The organism is Streptomyces sp. NPDC047061, assembly GCF_040643955.1.
Classification (GTDB): domain Bacteria; phylum Actinomycetota; class Actinomycetes; order Streptomycetales; family Streptomycetaceae; genus Streptomyces.
On the sequence record NZ_JBEYVI010000004.1, the window covers coordinates 459,933 to 477,471 of the forward strand.

Below are 17,539 nucleotides of genomic sequence, written 5' to 3' on the forward strand. Positions count from 1 at the left end.
GCGGATCAGCCGAGGAGTTCGCGGATCGCGGCGGCGACGCCCGGGCGGCCGGGAACCCCGGCACGGCTCGCCCCGGTGCGCGGGATGGTCTCCGTGGTCAGGCAGGACGGGCCATAATCGAGCCATGGCACCGTCCTCGGTCTCCGAACTCCGCCGCGCGAAATTCGCCCGCCGGCTGCCTGGGGAGCTCTCCGAACTCTGCGGCCCGTCGCACGGCAGGGTGCAGTTGCCGCTCCACCTGGCCTGGTCCGGTCTGACCGAGTTCGACCTCGACCGACCGCGCCTGCGCATGAGCTGCTATCGCATCGTCCTGGGCGAAGGACTCCACGACGATCTGATCCACTACCTCAACCCACAGGTGCTCATCAGCGTGTGGCCGACTCTGCGCACTCTGATCAGCAGGGATCTCCGCGACGTCTGGGAAGAGGCGTTTCCCGAGCTTCCGCGCGGGACACGGGCCGCTGCGTGAAGGCCACCGATCTCCATCGGCGTCTGCTGGCCGATCTCCTGTCCGTCGGCACGCCCTATCCACTGGCGCTGACCGGCGGCTATGCGGCTCAGGCCCACGGTCTCGTCGAGCGCCTCAGCCAGGACCTGGACGTCGCCACCGAGAACCCGTCGGCGATGGAAGGCATCGCCGACACCGTCGCCGCCGGTCTGCGAGAACGGGGCTGGGACGTCAGGACACTGGAAACGGACCCGCTCTCCGCTCGACTGATGGTCACGGATGCCGCCTCCGGGGAGGAGTGCGAAGTCGACGTCCTGAAGGAGGCGTTGTGGCGCCCGCTCGTGCAGACGGAACTCGGCCTGACACTCTCCCTCGAAGACGTGGTCGGCACCAAGGTCCGGGCGCTGGCCGACCGCGGCCTCGCCCGTGATCTCATCGACGTCCATGCCGCCGCGGACCGATGGAGCCGACTCGATCTCGAAGACCTGGGCCGCCGTCATGCCCGTGACACCTTCGACCTCACCGACCTGCAGTCCCGGCTGACCGGGGCCGACTGGATCGACGACACGGAGTTCGAGGCGTACGGCCTCGACGACGCGGCGATCGCCGCCCTCCGGCACTGGGCCCAGACCTGGGCGGACGACATCGCGGAACGGCTGATCGAGGGGCGGCCGCCGGAGGACTGAGCTGCGGACAGGCCCTCGATGCCCAGCCGGACGAACACCGTGATGTGCCGCCCGGCACCACTGAGCACATCAAGTCGGCGCCTGCAACGGGGAGCAAGACCTCGGCGGCCTCCCCCGGGCCTTCCCCCCCGGCCGGCCCTTCCGGGCGTGCCCGCCCGCAGTGTGCCGTGCCCCGCTGTCACGTGGTGGACATGACAGGGGGGCGGTGCCGGGGAGGGTGGTGCCGGTGGGCTATGGTGACTCGCTTTTGTCGCGTACCTATGGGGGGTCTGATGCGGCGAATCACAGCGGCCGCGGGTGTCGTCACCGTCCTCGTGCCGCTCTTCCTGGCAGGCGCTTCGACCGCGTCGGCCGCGACCAGGGGATCGCTCACCGTCAAGACGCTGGACCGGAGCGGCAAGCCGGTCTACGCGCAGGTGGCGGTGTACAACACGAAGACGAACGACTTCCGTTACATCGAGGGCAACAAGAAGACGTCGCTGCCCAACGGCAGTTACGAGCTCGCCACGTCCTTCGTCGGCGGCGACAACGAGGACGCCGTCGTCGGCGGCCACAGCGTGCGGGTCTCCGGGGCCACCACGACCACGTTCGACGGCCGGAAGGGGCGTGCGGTCAGCGTCTCGCTCAGTCCCGGCCCGGGCAGCGGATACGACCACACGGTCAGCGCGGCCGTCTGCACCACCGACGACAGCCCCGCCGAGATGAGCATCTCGGCACCGGCGGGCGACCTCTACGCCATCCCGAACACCAGCACGGCGTACGAGCTGTCCTACGGCACCGTCTACCAGCCGCGGTCGACGAGCGGCGGCGACTTCTGGCTGGCCTCCGGCACGCACAGCCGCGGTGTGCCGTCCGGGGTGTCCGCGAAGCTCACGAGGTCCGGGCTGACCACCCTCAAGGTGTCCGCGCATTCCGGCCCCGACAGCGGAGACGCGGACTTCTCGTTCCACGGCGAGCCGAAGGGCGCCGGCAGCTGCTCGTGGTCCACGAACATCCTGGACTTCCAGCGTGAACTGCCCGACTCCTTCGGCGTGCACGTCCCGGCCGGCCAGTGGTACGTGAGCCAGCAGAGCCACGACTACATCTACAGCGGGTCCCGCACGTACGCGGCCGGCAAGACGACCTCGCTCTCCCTCGGCCACGCGGTCTGGGGCCCCGGCGGGCGGCTGCCGTACACCTGGTACCACCAGCTGTACTTCGGCGACGACAACCTGTTCATGGACCCCAAGCTCACGGGCGGCGGCGTCCTCGCCTCCGGCACCCTGAAGCTGACCCACGCGGGCAAGACGCTCTACTCGCACGCGTACAGCCCCTCGACGCAGCTCGACCCGCATCCGCGGATCCCCGGGTCGGGCTGGTACACGCTCACGGAGACCGGCCACCGCGGCGGCCTGCCGGCCGGCTCGCTGTCGACCTCCGCCAGCCTCTCCCTGCACTTCTACGCGGACGCGGGCAAGAACCAGCAGATCCGGAACTACCTCACCCGGTTCTGGCCCGAGGCGCTGAACGGCAGGAACCAGGCGGCCGCCGGGTCGACCACGACCGTCGACCTGGGCATGCAGCGCCTCGGCACGGGGGACGGCACGATCCGTCAGCTGTCGGACGGCGTGAAGTCCGTCCGGGCCTGGTACACCACCGACAACGGCGCCCACTGGAACGCGACCGCCGCGAAGCTGTCCGGCGGCAAGTGGACCGTCGCCGTCCACAACCCCGGCTCCGGCGGCCGGGTCGGCCTGCGCTCGACGGTCAACGACACCCACGGCGACAGCTCGACGACCACGGTGTACAACGCGTACGCCGTGCGCTGAGGAACCACCGACGAGGAGGGGCGCGCCGGATCCCGGCGCGCCCCTCCCCCGTATCCGGACCCTGCGGTCAGGCCGGCTGCCACAGTTCGATGCGGTTGCCCTCGGGGTCGGTGACCCAGCCGAAGCGGCCGACGCCGTCCATGTCCTGGGTCTCCTCGGCGACGTCGGCGCCCTTGGCGCGCAGTTGCGCGAGCATCGCGTCCAGGTCGCGGACCCGGAAGTTGAGCATGGTCTGCTGGGCGGGGGAGCCGAAGTAGTCGGTCCCGGACTCGAAGGCCGCGAAGACCGTCGGCCCGGCCGCCTGCTGCCACAGGCCGTGCTCGTCGATGTCCAGGCCGAGGCAGTCGCGGTACCACGCCTTCTGGGCCGCCGGGTCGGCGGAGCGCAGGAAGTACCCGCCGATGCCTTGCACACGTTCCATGCCGCCATCCTGCCAGCACCGGGGCCGGGCGGCTCGGCCCCGGTGCGCACGTGTGAAGTCGGGGGCGGCGCGGTACGGACCTAGGTGCACGACCGCATCGCCACCTCAGCCTTCGGGAGAACGCCGTGAGCACTATCGCCATCGTGGGGGCCGGGCCGGGGCTCGGGGCCGCTGTCGCCCGGCGGTTCGGGCGGGAGGGGTACGGGGTGGCGCTGCTGGCGCGGGACGGGGAGCGGCTCGATGCCCTGGCCTCGGCGCTCGCCGCGGAGGGCGTCCGGGCCGGCGGGTTCGCGGCCGACGTCAGGGATCCGCTCGCTCTCACGGACGCGCTGGCCCGGGCCGCCGAGGAGCTCGGGACCGTCGAGATCCTGCAGTACAGCCCGGTACCGCAGCGGGACTTCATGCTGCCCGTCCTGGAGACCACCCACGCGGACCTGCTCGGGCCGGTCGAGTTCTCGGTGTACGGGCCCGTCGCCGCCGTGCAGCAGGTGCTGCCGGGGATGCGGGAACTGGGCCGCGGGACGATCCTCTTCGTCAACGGCGGCACGGCCGTCATCCCGCACCCCGACCGGGCCGGGACCTCCATCGCCTTCGCCGCCGAGAGCGCGTACGGGCACCTGCTGCACGACCGGCTCGCCGAGGAGGGGATCCACGTGGCGCAGCTGGTCATCCCGGGGGCGATCGTCTCCGGGCACGCCCGCAAGGACCCCGCCGTGCTCGCCGACACGCTGTGGGGGATGCACCGCGACCGGCACGGGTTCCGGCACTACGCCGACGACCTGGAGAGCTGACCGGGGTACAGAAGGGCCGATCTGCGCGAACATCATTTGTGGGACAAAATGGTGTTCGCCTGATTGCTCCCCGCAGGGAGCCAGCGATGGCTGAAGGAGGCCAGCGATGGCTGTGGAAATACCTCCTCTCCTCAAGCCCTCCCGGCTCAGACGCCGTGGAGGTCTGCTCGGTGAGTGCCTGGCAGAGTTTCTCGGGACCTTCGTCCTCATCTCGTTCGGTTGCGGTGTCGTGGCGATGGCCGTCGCGGCGCTGCCCGGGTCCGGGCGCGCGGAGACACCGACGACCATCTTCCTGGCCGCCGGTGACTGGCTCCTGATCACCTGGGGCTGGGGCCTCGCCGTGACCTTCGGCATCTACGTGGCCGGCGGCGTCAGCGGCGCCCATCTGAACCCGGCGGTGACCCTGGCGTTCGCCGTGCGCCGCAAGTTCCCGTGGGTGAAGGTGCTGCCCTTCTGGCTGGCGCAGGTGCTCGGCGCCCTCGCCGGGGCGGCGCTGGTCTACCTCGTCTACCACGACGCGATCAACGCGTTCGACGCCGCGTCGAAACCGCCGAAGGTGGGCGGGCACACCGAGGCGACCTTCTCCATCTTCGCCACCTTCCCGGCGCCGTACTTCCACGGCGGGAACTGGGGGCCGCTGATCGACCAGATCGTCGGTACGGCCTTCCTCGTCATGTTCGTCGTCGCGGTCGTCGACCTGCGCAACACGGCCGTGGGATCCAACCTCGGGCCGTTCGTCATCGGCCTCGCCGTCGCCGCGATCGGCATGTCCTACGGCGCGAACGCCGGTTACGCCATCAACCCCGCCCGCGACTTCGGGCCACGGCTGCTCACCTGGTTCGCCGGGTGGAAGAGCTACGCCTTCCCGGGGAACGGGGCGTGGTTCAGCAACTACTTCTGGATCCCGATCGTCGGTCCGCTGATCGGCGCGGTGATCGGGGTGCTGGTCTACGACCTGTTCATCGGCGACGTCCTGCACGCCCGGCTCCAGCTGGGCGAGTTGCCGGAGCCGGGCCGGACCCGTCCGACCACGGACGAACCGCAGTCGTAGGGGCCGTCACGCCTTCTCGGCGCCCTGCTCGCCCAGGCGCTGCACCAGCTGCTGCGCCTGGGAGACTCCGGTGTCGATCTGCTCGGTGTACTTGCCGTCGGTCCGCTCGTCGACCAGGTCGCCCGCCTTCTCCAGCCCGGTCCCGATCGCGTCACCGTGCTCCTCGGCGACGTCCTTCGCCTTGTCCGCCAGATTCTTGAGCCCGTCGATCCCGCCGATTCCATCAAACATGCAGGAATCGTCCCGAGCGGAGGCCGACGGCGACAAGACGGCGCGCGAGGCACAGCGCCCCGAAAGGGGCGCGGGGCTGTATTGCATGTGCGGCTGCCGCCGCGTGGGCGCGACCAGCCACGACGGCGCCGCAGACGAACGACGGCGCATCGCGGCAATGCCGGCGGGACGTCCAGTGGAGCGTGGCGCGACCAGCCACGACGGCGGCGCAGGCGAACCCCCCCCTGCTCACGTCGTTTTCCGGTGTTCACCTTGCTGTTGTGAGGATGCCCCGGCGTTCACGCCGGGGATGAATCGCATCCCGGTGTCGCGGCGCGGAGCGCCGCCGCCTCTGGTCTGTGGGCGCGGCGCGTTTGTGGGGCGTCGCGGAGCCAAGGGAAATGCGAACGCGTGTGCCAGTAGTCGCCGGTGGGAGTGGTGATCGCGTGATCGGGGTACGGGTGTGCGGCTGTCGCACGTACGGTTGCATGCGCAAGGCGCCAACGGGCTGTGGACTTTCGGTCCGAGGACCGTCTGAGGGGGTGGCGGGAGTGGGGGCGGTTGCAGAGGAAGTCGGGCATGCCCGGTGGACGTTCCGCTTGCGCGTGTCGTCCGCTGCGCTCGCCGCGCTGATGGACGAGTGGGACCGGTGCCGGTGGGTGTGGAACGAGAGCGTGGCCAAGTCCCGGCAAGTCCACGCCCGCAACCGGACCCGGCCCGAGGGCACGGGCAAGGAGACGTGTGGTCCGGCACAGCTGGACCGGATGCCGGGACGAAGGGCTACCGGGAGGCGAAGAAGTGGCGGGCGAAGACCTACGCGAAGATCGCCCGGCAGCGTCAGGACACCGGCCGTAAATGGGCCAAGTGCGTGGTCCGTGACCACGACGCCCTGGCGGTGGAGGACTTCCGCCCGAAGTTCCTCGCGAAGTCGACGATGGCCCGCAAGGCCGCTGACGCCGCGATCGGCGCCACCAAACGGGCCCTTACCGAAATGGCCCGCAAGCACGGCCGGATCGTGCACCTGGTGCACCCGGCCCACACCACGATGGACTGCGCTCAGTGCGGAGCGAGAGCCAAGCACGCACTGCCGCTGTCGGAACGAACGTACACCTGCACCGCGTGTGGAGCCGTCTCCCCGAGAGACAAGAACTCCGCCCGCGTGATGCTCGTCCGGGCTGGTCTCAACCCGGCTGGCGCAGAAGGCGTAAGACCCCCGGGAGCGCTGCTCCCAGAGGCTGCCTGAGTCAGGAATCCCCCTCATTCATGAGGGGGAGGATTCAATGACCTCTGACCTAACCCCGGGAGACGACCCCATGAGCACCAGCCCCCTCCTGACCGGCCTGAGCGAAGAGCTCCCCGAGCTGCGGGCGCTGTACGAGGACCTGCACACGCATCCGGAGCTGTCCTTCCAGGAGGAGCGGACCGCGGCCGTCGTCGCGGGGCGGCTGCGCGCGCAGGGCTGGGAGGTCACCGAGGGGGTCGGCGGCACCGGGGTGGTCGGGGTGCTGGCCAACGGGGACGGTCCCGTCGTGCTGCTGCGGGCCGACATGGACGCGCTGCCGGTGCAGGAGGAGACCGGGCTGCCGTACGCGTCGCGGACCGACGGGGTGATGCACGCCTGCGGGCACGACATGCACGTCACCTGGCTGCTGGGGGCCACCGGGCGGCTCGCCACGGTGCGGGAGGGCTGGCGGGGGACGGTGGTCGCCGTGTTCCAGCCGGCCGAGGAGGTCGGCGGGGCGCCGAAGATGCTCGCGGACGGGTTCGCCGAGCGGTTCCCGCGCCCCGACGTGTGCCTGGGCCAGCATGTCGCGGCCGCGCCGGCCGGGCTGGTCGGGACCCGGGCGGGGGCGCTGATGGCGGGCGCGGACAGCATGCGGGTCACGCTGTTCGGGCGGGGCGGGCACGGGTCCACGCCGGAGGCCACCGTCGACCCGGTGGTGCTGGCCGCGGCCGTGGTGATGCGGCTTCAGACGGTCGTCTCCCGGGAGGTGGCCGCGGGCCAGCAGGCCGTCGTCACGGTCGGCTCGATCCACGGCGGGACCAAGGAGAACATCATCCCGGACACCGTCGAGCTGAAGATCAACATACGGTCCGCCACGGAGGCCGTCCGGGAGCGGGTGCTGGCGGCCGTCGAGCGGATCGTACGGGCCGAGGCCGCCGCCTCCGCCGCGCCGAAGGAGCCGGAGTTCGAGCCCATCGACTCCTTCCCGGTCACCCACAACGACCCCGCGGCCACCGAGGCCGTCCAGGGCGCGCTGGCCGCCGAATTCCCCGGTCTCACCTTCGAGTTGACCTCACCGGTGCCCAACAGCGAGGACTTCGGGGCCTTCGGTACGGCCCTCGGGGTGCCCTCGGTCTACTGGTTCGTCGGCGGCGCCGACCACAAGCTCTACGAGGGCGTCGACCTGGAGGCCCTGGTCCGTGACGGCATCCCCCCGCAGATCCCCTCCAACCACTCCCCGCACTTCGCCCCCACCCTCGACCCGACGCTTGCGACGGGCGTACGGGCGCTGCTCGCGGCGGCGGGCCACTGGCTCGCCCCCTGAGGCGCACGGGTGCGCCCTGACCCGCACGGGCGCCTCCCCGACCCGCACGGCCGCACCGGCTCACCGCAGCGCGCTCGCCCGCCGGTGCCCCGGTATCGCCAGCCAGCCCGCGGCTGCCGTGCGCGCGGTGGGCAGGAAGCCCGGGTCGGACCGGATCTCCGCCAGCAGGTCGTCCCGGGCCGCCATGCCCAGGGCGTAGACCAGGCTCTCCACGGTGGCCGCGCTCACCGGGTCCCGGGTGCGCCGCCAGGCGGTGTGGTGGTGGGCGACGGCGCCGCGCAGGAAACCGGAGTCCGCGTCGTCGGCCGCCACATGGCCGAGCGCCCGCACCGCCACGTACGCCGTGCGGCGCGGCACGCCCGGCCGTACCGCGAGCGTCTTGAGCAGGGCCCGGTGCCTGCGGTCGCCGAGGATCCGCAGCGCCTCCAGCAGGGGCACCGCCAGTTCCTCGTGGCGGACGCTCGACGGCCGGGCCAGCTCGGCGGCGACCGCGTCGGCCAGCGGTTCCCGGTAGGGCGTGGCCGCGAGCAGGAACGCCGCGTACAGCCGGACGTCGAAGACCGGTGAGGTGAGGGCCTCGGCGACCAGGGCGTGCGCCACGGTGGTGTCCGGGACCAGGTCCGGTTCGATGGCCCGCACCGGGGCGGTGACCCGGCGGACGGCCGGCGTGAGCAGTCCGGCCGCGGTGTCCGCCGGGGGCGGCGGCGCTGCCGTGCCGCGGCCGCCCAGCAGGTCGCGGGCGTGCTCGGGGTGGGTGCGGGCCAGCCAGCGGCGCAGCGGGTCGACCTGGTCGGCGACCGGGCCCGCGCCGGAGGAGTCGCGCAGGGCGCGGACCAGGGTGCGCAGCTGGCCGCGGTCGAAGTGCCGGTAGCCGACCTTGCGGAAGCAGGCCATCACCGCGCCCCGGTGGGCCAACGGGCCGCTCGGGGCGATGAGTTCGGCGAGGACGCGGCCGGTTGCGTCGGGATGGCCGCAGTTGTCCAGGGCGCACACGATCTCGGTGGCCGTCGCCCGGGAGCGGCCCGCGGCGAGCTCGGCGCAGGCGAGGACGACGGTACGGCCGCCGCGCGGGTGGTTGAGGAGGCGGTTGAGGGTCTCGAAGCGGAGCATCCAGGGCAGGTCGTCGGCGATCACCATCTCCTCGACGAGGCGTTCGGCGAGGCCGTACCAGGTGCCGGACGGCATCAGCACCACGTCCGGGCGGGCGCACAGCCCGTCGGCGAGCCGGTCCCAGTCCTCGCCGGCCATCACCGCGCCGGACAGGGCCTGTTCGAGCAGGTCCTCCAGCAGGTCCTCGCCCGCGGCGACCGGGGCGGTGTCCAGGACCGGGGCCGGGGCCAGGTAGCGCCAGACCGTGCGGGCGGTCGCGGTGAGCAGGTTGCGGGGCAGACCGAGCAGCTCCTCGTAGCGGCGGACGGCCGCCCAGGGCGCCGCCGTCCGGGCGGTCTCCCAGCGGGACAGGGTGGAGACGCTGACGTCGCGGTCGTAGCAGCCGCCGCGGAAGGCCGCGGCGAAGGCCGGGAGGGAGCGGAAGGCGGGGTCCGTGCCGAGCAGGCGGTTGACGCGCAGCAGCCAGGCCACCCGGGGCCGCCGGCCCGGAGTGCCGCCCGTGCTTAAGTGCGCGCTCATGACGGACAGTTTGGCAGCAGCCGTCCGACATCGTGGCAAGCGCGGCAAACCTTTCCGGGGCGCATACCGGAGGCGCCGGGGGCGCGGCAGGGCCGTTGCACGCGCCCACCGGGTGTGCAACGCGCCCCGGGTGGTGGGCCGTACGGCGGTACCAAGAGGGGGGACGGGGAGGGCCGGCGAGGAGGACGGGGGCGCGGATGGTCGGGGTCGGGGTTCCGCCGCGCGGGCCTCTCGCCGACGCGCGGCCGGCCTTCCCCGTTACGGGCGGGGGGCGGCCTGGTCCAGGGCCGGCCGCAGGTCCGTGCGGCGGCGGATGCCCAACTTGCGGTAGGTGTGCGTGAGATGGGTCTCCACGGTGCGGCGGGCCAGATGGAGCAGGGCCGCGATCTCCACGTTGGTGCGGCCCTCGGCGGCGAGTTCGGCGATCCGACGCTCGCTGCCGGTGAGGGAGGCGGCGCCTGTACGGCGTCTGGGGGAGCGGGCGCCGCCTTTCCGCAGGATCTCCCCGGTCAGCTCCAAAAGCCGTACCGCGCCCAGCCGTTCGGCGTGCTCCTCGGCCTCCCGCAGGCAGTCGCGGGCGCGGGCCGCCTCACCGGCGTCGGTCAGCTGGCGGCCGAGTGCGATCAGGGCCAGCGCCGGCTCGGTACCGGCCGGGCCGCCGTCCCGCAGCAGCCGTACGGCCTCCTCGGTGAGTTCCAGGCCGCGGCGGCCGCCGGTCGCGGTGCCGAGGACGCGCAGCGCCCGGCCGACCGTGCGCGGGGTGCCCCAGACCCGGGCCAGCCGCAGCTCCTCGTCGGCCAGCGCGATGGCGTCGAGGGGCTGGTCCAGGGCCAGCCGGCACTCGGCGGCGGCCGTCCGCCAGGGCGTCACCACCGGGCTGATCACCTCGCGGGCCGTCTGGCGGCGGCCGCACTCCAGGAAGTCGTGCAGCGCGGCGGCCGCGTCACCGGCGGCGGCCCGCACCACGCCCCGCGCGTACAGGAACCGGTTCAGCTCCCAGGAGTCCGGCGCCTCCCGCAGGTCGATCCCGGCGACGAGACCCGCGGCCTGGGCGACCCGGCCGGTCTCCACGAGGGCGATCAGCGTGTGCGCGTGGGCGTTGGTGGGCGTGACCGCGTCGGGCACGGCGGTCGGGCGGTCGTAGTCGGCGCGGGCCGCCGCGATGTCCGTACGGCTGTTGAGCAGGGCCTGGTGCATGGGGTGCAGCAGGTCGGGGCGCTGTCCGGCAAGGCCGCGGTCCACCAGTCGGCTCGCCTCGTCGAGTTCGTCGGCCCACTGGGCGACGGTGGCCGCCGTACCGACGAGGAACGGCTCGGTGAGCGGGTCGGCGGGCTCGTCGAGCAGGGTGCGCAGCTGCCGCATCGCGTCCCCCGCCGAGGTGAGGCCCGCGGAGGCCGCGTGCCGCACGAGCAGGGCCTGGCCGGCCGTGCCGACCAGTTCGGGGGAGCGGTCGGCGGTCTCGGACAGCCTCCGGTAGACCTCCTGCCGTACCTCCTGGTCCTGGTCGGACAGGAGCACGGAGGCGGTGTGCAGGGTGCGGACCAGGTCGGGGTGGCCGTCCAGTTCGACGTCCACGGAGCGCAGCAGCTCGACGGCCTTGCGGGTGCGGCCCCGGCCGGTCAGCGCGGTGCCGAGGGCGACGGCCGCGCGCACCCGGTCCTGCGGGGCGGCGGGCAGCCGGACCGCCTCGGCGAGCCGGGGTATCGCGGCGGAGGAGCGGGGCGCCGCGAACTCCAGCGAGCCCAGCTCGGTCAGCAGCCGCTGCCTGCGGTCGTCGGAGAGGGGCTCCTCCAGGGCGCGGCGCAGATAGCCGACGGCGTCCTCGGCGCGGTCCTCGTAGAGGGCGACGGCGGCCGCGTCCTGCAGCAGGGGCAGCGCCCAGGGGGCGTCGACCGGGCCGGTCGCGAGCAGCTGGCGGGCCACGGCCTCGGCGGGGGCGTCCTGGTGCAGCATCGCCTCGGCGATCGCCCGGTGGGCGGTGCGGCGGCGGGCGGCGGGGACGCCGGCGAGGACTGCGTCGCGCAGCAGGGGGTGCGGGAAGTGCGGGCGGCCGTCGGCGCCCAGGGTGAGCAGGCCGAGGTTGGTCATGGCGGTCAGCCAGCCGGCCACCCGGGTGGGGTCGGCGTCGGCGAGTTCGGCGAGGAGCGGGGTGATCTCGTTCTCCGGCAGGCAGGTGCCGGGGTCCTCCTCCAGGACGGCGAGGGCGCGGGCGACCTCGGTGGTGGCCGGTCCCGCGCTGTCCAGCCACCACTGGACGGCGGCCGGGTACGCGCCCGGGTAGAGGGCGGCCGTCGTCTCGGGCACGTCCGGGTGGCGGCTGTCGCCGAGGTCGTCGAGGAGGGCGCCCAGCAGCAGCGGGCTGCCGGCCGCCGCGTGCACACAGGCCTCGATCCAGAACCGGGACGCGTCGGGGAACCTGGCCCGCACCCGGGCGGCGGCCGCGGCGGGGGCGAGCGGGGCGAGGGTGTGGGTGCGGACCAGCGCCGGCGGGAGGGTGTGGGTGAAGCCGGGGGCCGGCGGATCGAGGTCGTACTGGCTGCGTTCGCTGACGACGAGGAGGATCGGTAAGCGGTCTATGTGCCGGGCGGACTCCACGAGCCAGCGGTGCGAGGGGGCGTCGGCGAGGTGGACGTCGTCCACGGCGACGAGAAGCGGCGAGGCCTCGGCGTAGGCGCGCAGCACCCGCCAGAGCCCGGCGGCGGTGGCCCGTTCGTCGCCGTCCACCGCGAGGTCGGCGAACTCCGGGACCGGGCCGAGGAGTTGCAGGACGGTCGCGAAGGAGATGGCGGTGTCGCCGGGGGAGCAGCGGGCGCGCAGCACTTTCAGGCCGAGGGCGGCCGCCTGCTCGGCGGCGGCCTCCAGGACGGTGGTGCGGCCGGTTCCGGTGGCGCCCCGGAGCAGCACGAGGCGGCCGCCGCCGGACCGTGTGCGCGCGGCTTCCTCGGCCAACAGGTCGATGGCGGCGGCGAGTTCAGGGGACTGACGGGTCATGCCTGGCTCCTCGCGGTGCGCTGGTGGGTTCGGGGGGTTAGAGGTGGTGCGGGTGGGAGAGGTTGTGGGGTGGCGGGGGCGGTCGGGGGGTTTGTTGCAGGGGCTGCACATTTGGTACGGGGCTGTGGATCTGGGTGGGGGTGCCTGGGGCCGTGGGTGCGGTGCGGGCCGGTGGGGGTTGTTCGCGCAGTTCCCCGCGCCCCTGAAGGGACGCTGCACGAGCGCCCCCGAAGGGGCGCGGGGAACTGCGCGACCAGCCACAACGCACCCGCAGTGCACCCACAACCCCAGTCACCCCCACCCGGCCCCCTGACATCTCGTGGTCCCTGTCGTGGTGCTCCACGATTGTCCTTGCCCCTTTGGCCACACCAGGCTGGAGTACTACCGCCCGTCACTGTTCCCTCGGAGGCGACGGGCACGTGGACATAGGGGAAGCGGTTGGTCAGCAACAGCTCATTCGCGTCGGGCGACCGCACGCCCGTGGCGGTGTACGCACCGGACCCGATCTCCCGCGAAGGCGCGCTCAGCCAGTTGCGGCGCCACCCGGAGGTCGAGGTGCGCGAGGAGTCCGAGACCGGGCCCGGCACGGTGGCGCTGCTCATCAGCGACAGCCTCGACGAACCCGAACTGACCCGGCTGCGCCGGGTGGTGCGCAGTGAGGGGGCGCGGGCCGTACTTGTGGTCGGGGCGCTGCGCGAGACCGAGCTGCTCGATGTGATCGAGTGCGGGGTCGGGGCCATCGTATGGCGCCACGAGGCCACCGAACTCCGCATCGTGCAAGCCGTGTTGGCGGCCGCCCGGGGCGACGGGGACCTGCCCGCCGACCTGCTCGGCCGGCTCATCAACCAGGTCGGCACCCTGCACCGCAGCGCCGCCGGCCGCCCGGGCGCCCCGGTCTCCGGGCTGTCCGCCCGCGAGGTGGACGTACTCCGGCTGGTCGCCGAGGGGCTCGACACCGGTGAGATCGCCAGCAAGCTGTCCTACTCCGAGCGCACCGTCAAGAACGTCATGCACGGGCTGACCACCCGACTGCATCTGCGCAACCGGGCCCACGCCGTCGCCCATGCCCTCCGGGAAGGCTACATCTGACCCATCGGGCAACCGACACCGGTTCCGGGGCAGGGCGGTCTGCCCCGGCGTTCCTGCGGGGGCGGGCGGGGCGCAGGGCAGGATGGGTGTGAGTGCCGAAGGGTCCGTGCGGGGCCATGGGGTGGTGAGTACGGCGTGATCCACGAGGTGGACCAGGTGCTGCGGAACCTGCTGACCGGCGGTGCGCTGGAGGGCTCCGGCATCGAGGTCTCCTTCGACGCCCCGACCCGCGACTGGGCGGCCCGCCGCAACGGCCCCGTGATCAACAGCTACCTGTACGACATCCGGGAGGACGTGCAGCGGCGCCAGCGCGGGCACGTCGACATCCGCGACCAGCGGGACGTCGTGGTCAAGCGCCGCCAGCCGCCGCGCTGGTTCCGGCTGTCGTACCTGGTGACGGCGTGGACCAAGCGGCCCGAGGACGAACACCGGCTGATCAGCGCCGTGCTCGCGACCCTGATCCCGCGGGAGCTGATCCACCCGGACGAACTGCCGGGCTCGCTGGGCGCGTTGGGCCTGACGGTGCCCCTGTCGTGTGCCGGGATCCAGACCGAGGCGCGTTCCCTCGCGGAGATCTGGTCGGCGCTCGGCGGCGAGCTCAAGCCGTCCCTGGACGTGGTGATCACGGCACCGTTCCCCGCCTATCCCGAGTACGACGCCGGTCCGCCGGTCACCGAGGGCGCCGCCGTGCGGGTGCGCGGCGGGCTGGACGACACCGCGCCGGTCCTTGAGGAGCGGGCCCACCGGCCCGGCCAGGTCGCCGAGGCCACGGCCGCCCGGAGGGGCCCGGCGTGACCCTGGACGTCTCCGTCGAGCCGGCCGCCCCGCTCCTCACCCGGCTGGCCGCGCTGCACGACCGGGTCGCCGCCCTCGTCGCCCACCGCTCGGCCGACGACCCGACGGCCGACGACCCGCTGCGCGGCCTCTACCTCTCCGAGGAGGCGGTACGGCACCTCCTGAGCCCCGCGCCGGAACCGGCCGAACTCCCCGCCCTCGCCGACGACTTCACCGACCCGCTGGCCGACCTCGCGTTCCGCCTGCGCCTCACCCCGCTCGACACCGCGCTCCTCCTCATCGCCCTCGCCCCCGAACTCGACCGCGGCTTCGAGCCGCTGTACGGCTACCTCAACGACGACGTCGGCCGCCGCCGCGCCACCGTCGGCCTCGCCCTCGACCTGTACGGCGCCCCCGCACACCTCGCGGCGGCCCGCGCCCGCTTCCACCCCGCCGCCCCGCTCACCGCGCTCGGCCTGCTCACCGTCGAGGAACCCGAACGGCCTTTCCTCAGCCGCTCGTTGCGGGTCCCGGACCGGGTCCTGGCCCACCTCCTCGGCGACGACACCCCGGACCCGGTGCTGACCGGACACCTGCGGGAGCCGTCGTACGACAGCGAACCCGCCGACGCGGAGTTCACGGGCCGGCTGGCCGCGCGGATCGCCGCCGGGCCGCTCCTCGCCCTCCTGCGGGAGCGGCGGGAGGGCGAGGGCCTCGGCTGTGCGACGGCCGCGCTGCGGCTCGCGGGGCGGGCGGCACTGCACTGCACCGGGCCCGCGGAGCGGATCCCGGAGCTGCTCCGGGAGGCCCGCCTGACCGGCCGGGCGGTCCTGCTCGAGAGCGATCAACCGGGCTCCCTGCTGCGGGAGTTGAGCACCGGTGCCGCGGACGTCACCGTGCTGCTCACGACCGCCCGCGCCTACGACCCCCAGTGGTGCGACCACCGCGACCCACTCGTCCTGGAGGTGCCCTCCCGGCGCGCCGCCGCCCCGGACGCCTGGGCGGCCGCGCTGCCGGACGAGCCCGGCTTCGACCTCGCGGCCACCGTCGCCCCGTACCACCTCGGCGGCGAGCGACTCACCCGGGCGGCCCGCGCCGCGCAGGCCCTCGCCGACTTCGACGGCACCCCGCTCACCGCCGCCCACCTGCGGCTGGGCGCCCGCCAGCAGTCCGCCTCCGGCCTCGAACAGCACGCCCGCCGGATCCGGCCCGCCGTCGACTGGCGGGACCTGGTGCTGCCCGAACGGCCGCTCACCGAACTGCGGGAACTGGCCCTGCGCGCCCGCCACCGCGACCGGGTGCTCGGCGACTGGCGGCTGAGCGCGGGCGGCGGCCGGGGCCGCGGGGTGCTCGGCCTCTTCGCGGGCGAGTCGGGCACCGGCAAGACCCTGTCGGCGGAGGTGGTGGCCGCCGAACTCGGCCTCGATCTCTACGTCGTCCAGCTCTCCTCCGTCGTCGACAAGTACGTCGGCGAGACCGAGAAGAACCTCGAACGCATCTTCACCGAGGCCGACCGTACCGACGCCGTGCTCCTCTTCGACGAGGCCGACGCCGTCTTCGGCAAGCGCTCCGAGGTCAAGGACGCCCACGACCGGTACGCCAACCTGGAGTCGGCCTACCTCCTCCAGCGCCTGGAGGCCTTCGACGGCATCGCGCTGCTCACCACCAACCTGCGCGCCAACATCGACGAGGCCTTCACCCGCCGCCTCGACCTGGTGGTCGACTTCCCGTTCCCGGACGAGGAGCAGAGGCTGGCGCTGTGGCGGCACGGCCTGGTGCACGTGCCCAGCGAGTCGGGCATCGAACTGCGCCCGCTCGCCCGGGACTTCGAGCTGGCCGGCGGCGCGATCCGCAGCGCGGTGGTGACCGCCGCCTACCTCGCCGCCGCCGGCGACCGGCCGCTCACCGCGGCCGACCTCCTGGAGGGCGCCCGCCGTGAGTACCGCAAGGCGGGCCGCCTGGTACCGGGGACCTGGGCGTAGCGGTGCGTGGGAGCGCCGTCCTCGACGGGGCTGTCAGTCCCCCGACGGGTGCACGATCTGCCATTCCTGGTCGTCGGTGTTCGAGCAGTAGTACAGGGTCAGGTTGGTGTCGTTGGCACCGGTGCTGTAGCCCGCGACGTCCAGGCAGAGGTTGTCGCTGGCGAAGTTGCGGATCCAGTAGGCGCCGCTGGGCTGCTTGTCGATCCACCACAGCTGGTTGTCGGCCTTGGTGCCGTCGCACTTGTACTCGGTGATCGGCGCGGAGAGCCTGGCGGAACCGTAGGCCGGCAGGTCCATGCACAACTGGTCCTTGACGTTGCGGATCTGGAAGAGCGCGGACGAGCCGGGGCCGTCCTTCGCGTACTTCACCTCCAGGTTCCACAGCTGGTTGTCGGCGGTGGTCTCGTTGCAGGTGTACTCGCGCACCGGTCCGTTGCTGGTGCCGTTGCCGTAGCCGGGGATGTCCGCGCACTTCTTGGTGGTGGTGTTGCGGAGCAGGATGTTCGTCGCCGGGACGACCGGCTTGGCGGTCTTCTTCTTCGTCGCCTGCGGGGCCGGCTGGGACTGGCCGCCACCGCCGCCGCCCGCCTGGGTGTCCGACGAGGCGTTGCCGTCGTTCTCCGGCTGCTGCTGCTCCGCCTGGGTCGGCGAGGGCGCCGGTGCGGCGGCGAGGGGCGCGCTGGCCGTGGGGCTGGGGGCGATGCTGCTCACCCCGGCCTCCTGGGTCTGTTCCTGGGCGAGGCTTCCGACCTTCGGTTTGTAGCTGATCCAGATCAGGACGAAGGTGATGGTGAGGGCCAGCAGGGTGCCGAAGAGGGTGGCGAGCCAGCGGGGCAGGAAGCCGCGCTGGATGTAGGTGCCGTCCACAGGCTGTGGATGGACGCCCGCCCGCTGGACGGTCAGGGCGTACGGCCGCTGCTCCTTGGGCCCGAACCAGATGATCTTCCGGGGCTTGAGGGTGGCCTTGACGAAGGCGGCGCGGCCCGGTTCGATCTGGACGTTGCTGGGGTGCAGGTCGTAGGCGAGCTGGTCGCCGTTGTCGCTGCCGCTGACCGAGGCGGTGAGCTTGGTGTTGCCGAGGTTGTCGATGGCGAGCTTCGGACGGCCCCG

At 73.2% G+C, this 17,539-nt stretch carries 15 protein-coding genes and 1 pseudogene; 10 read left to right on the top strand and 6 right to left on the bottom strand.

Translation table 11 applies throughout. The features are described 5' to 3' along the window. Nucleotides 1-5 precede the first annotated feature (5 nt). A complete protein-coding gene (locus ABZ887_RS10550; protein WP_361285708.1) occupies nt 6-131 on the bottom strand; it encodes a hypothetical protein in 126 nt (41 codons plus the stop codon). Between ABZ887_RS10550 and ABZ887_RS10555 the strand changes: the two genes are divergently transcribed. From ABZ887_RS10555 to ABZ887_RS10565, 3 genes are all read left to right on the top strand, one after another. Beyond that, nucleotides 125-469, top strand: a complete 345-nt coding sequence (locus ABZ887_RS10555) for a transcriptional regulator (RefSeq protein ID WP_361285711.1) — start codon at nt 125-127, stop codon at nt 467-469. The two genes, ABZ887_RS10550 and ABZ887_RS10555, sit on opposite strands and share 7 nt — an antisense overlap. Then, on the top strand, nt 466-1,134 hold the full coding sequence (locus ABZ887_RS10560; RefSeq protein ID WP_361285714.1) for a nucleotidyl transferase AbiEii/AbiGii toxin family protein: 669 nt from the start codon (nt 466-468) through the stop codon (nt 1,132-1,134). Before ABZ887_RS10555 ends, ABZ887_RS10560 begins: the two co-directional genes overlap by 4 nt. A gap of 272 nt (nt 1,135-1,406) precedes the next feature. Then, nucleotides 1,407-2,942: a hypothetical protein gene (locus tag ABZ887_RS10565; RefSeq protein WP_361285717.1), complete on the top strand. Its 1,536-nt coding sequence runs from the start codon at nt 1,407-1,409 to the stop codon at nt 2,940-2,942. Between the two features lie 67 nt (nt 2,943-3,009). On the opposite strand, the gene ABZ887_RS10570 is transcribed toward ABZ887_RS10565, so the two are convergent. Beyond that, nucleotides 3,010-3,363 carry a VOC family protein gene (locus ABZ887_RS10570; protein ID WP_361285720.1) on the bottom strand — a complete coding sequence of 118 codons (354 nt, stop codon included), beginning with the start codon at nt 3,361-3,363 and terminating at the stop codon, nt 3,010-3,012. Between the two features lie 125 nt (nt 3,364-3,488). Here ABZ887_RS10570 and ABZ887_RS10575 point away from each other — a divergent pair, with 125 nt between their 5' ends. Together ABZ887_RS10575 and ABZ887_RS10580 are read left to right on the top strand one after the other, a co-directional pair. Next, a complete protein-coding gene (locus ABZ887_RS10575) occupies nt 3,489-4,154 on the top strand; it encodes an SDR family NAD(P)-dependent oxidoreductase (protein WP_361285723.1) in 666 nt (221 codons plus the stop codon). A 106-nt stretch (nt 4,155-4,260) separates the two neighbouring features. Then, on the top strand, nt 4,261-5,205 hold the full coding sequence (locus tag ABZ887_RS10580; protein ID WP_361285726.1) for an MIP/aquaporin family protein: 945 nt from the start codon (nt 4,261-4,263) through the stop codon (nt 5,203-5,205). A 6-nt stretch (nt 5,206-5,211) separates the two neighbouring features. On the opposite strand, the gene ABZ887_RS10585 is transcribed toward ABZ887_RS10580, so the two are convergent. Next, nucleotides 5,212-5,436, bottom strand: coding sequence for an antitoxin (locus tag ABZ887_RS10585; RefSeq protein ID WP_361285729.1), 225 nt, complete (start codon nt 5,434-5,436; stop codon nt 5,212-5,214). 521 nt (nt 5,437-5,957) lie between these two features. On the opposite strand from ABZ887_RS10585, the pseudogene ABZ887_RS10590 reads away from it, so the two are divergent. Then, nucleotides 5,958-6,658, top strand: a pseudogene (locus tag ABZ887_RS10590) (transposase). 70 nt (nt 6,659-6,728) lie between these two features. Next, entirely contained in the window at nt 6,729-7,964 is a 1,236-nt protein-coding gene (locus ABZ887_RS10595) for an amidohydrolase (RefSeq protein ID WP_361285732.1), read from the top strand. Nucleotides 7,965-8,024: 60 nt separating this feature from the next. Here the strand turns inward: ABZ887_RS10595 and ABZ887_RS10600 are convergent, their stop codons facing one another. After that, complete coding sequence (locus tag ABZ887_RS10600) at nt 8,025-9,593, bottom strand: XRE family transcriptional regulator (protein WP_361285735.1); 1,569 nt, start codon at nt 9,591-9,593, stop codon at nt 8,025-8,027. A gap of 258 nt (nt 9,594-9,851) precedes the next feature. After that, on the bottom strand, nt 9,852-12,584 hold the full coding sequence (locus ABZ887_RS10605; RefSeq protein WP_361285738.1) for a LuxR C-terminal-related transcriptional regulator: 2,733 nt from the start codon (nt 12,582-12,584) through the stop codon (nt 9,852-9,854). Nucleotides 12,585-13,064: 480 nt separating this feature from the next. On the opposite strand from ABZ887_RS10605, the gene ABZ887_RS10610 reads away from it, so the two are divergent. The 3 genes from ABZ887_RS10610 to ABZ887_RS10620 all read left to right on the top strand — a co-directional run bounded on the left by ABZ887_RS10610 (nt 13,065) and on the right by ABZ887_RS10620 (nt 16,429). Then, entirely contained in the window at nt 13,065-13,673 is a 609-nt protein-coding gene (locus tag ABZ887_RS10610) for a response regulator transcription factor (protein WP_361285741.1), read from the top strand. Nucleotides 13,674-13,808: 135 nt separating this feature from the next. Beyond that, nucleotides 13,809-14,468, top strand: a complete 660-nt coding sequence (locus tag ABZ887_RS10615) for a DUF4255 domain-containing protein (RefSeq protein WP_361285744.1) — start codon at nt 13,809-13,811, stop codon at nt 14,466-14,468. Continuing rightward, entirely contained in the window at nt 14,465-16,429 is a 1,965-nt protein-coding gene (locus ABZ887_RS10620; RefSeq protein ID WP_361285747.1) for an ATP-binding protein, read from the top strand. The genes ABZ887_RS10615 and ABZ887_RS10620 overlap by 4 nt, the downstream gene beginning before the upstream one ends. A 33-nt stretch (nt 16,430-16,462) precedes the next feature. Here ABZ887_RS10620 and ABZ887_RS10625 read toward each other — a convergent pair. Then, on the bottom strand, nt 16,463-17,539 hold a 1,077-nt coding region (locus ABZ887_RS10625), incomplete at its 5' end, for an RICIN domain-containing protein (RefSeq protein ID WP_361285750.1).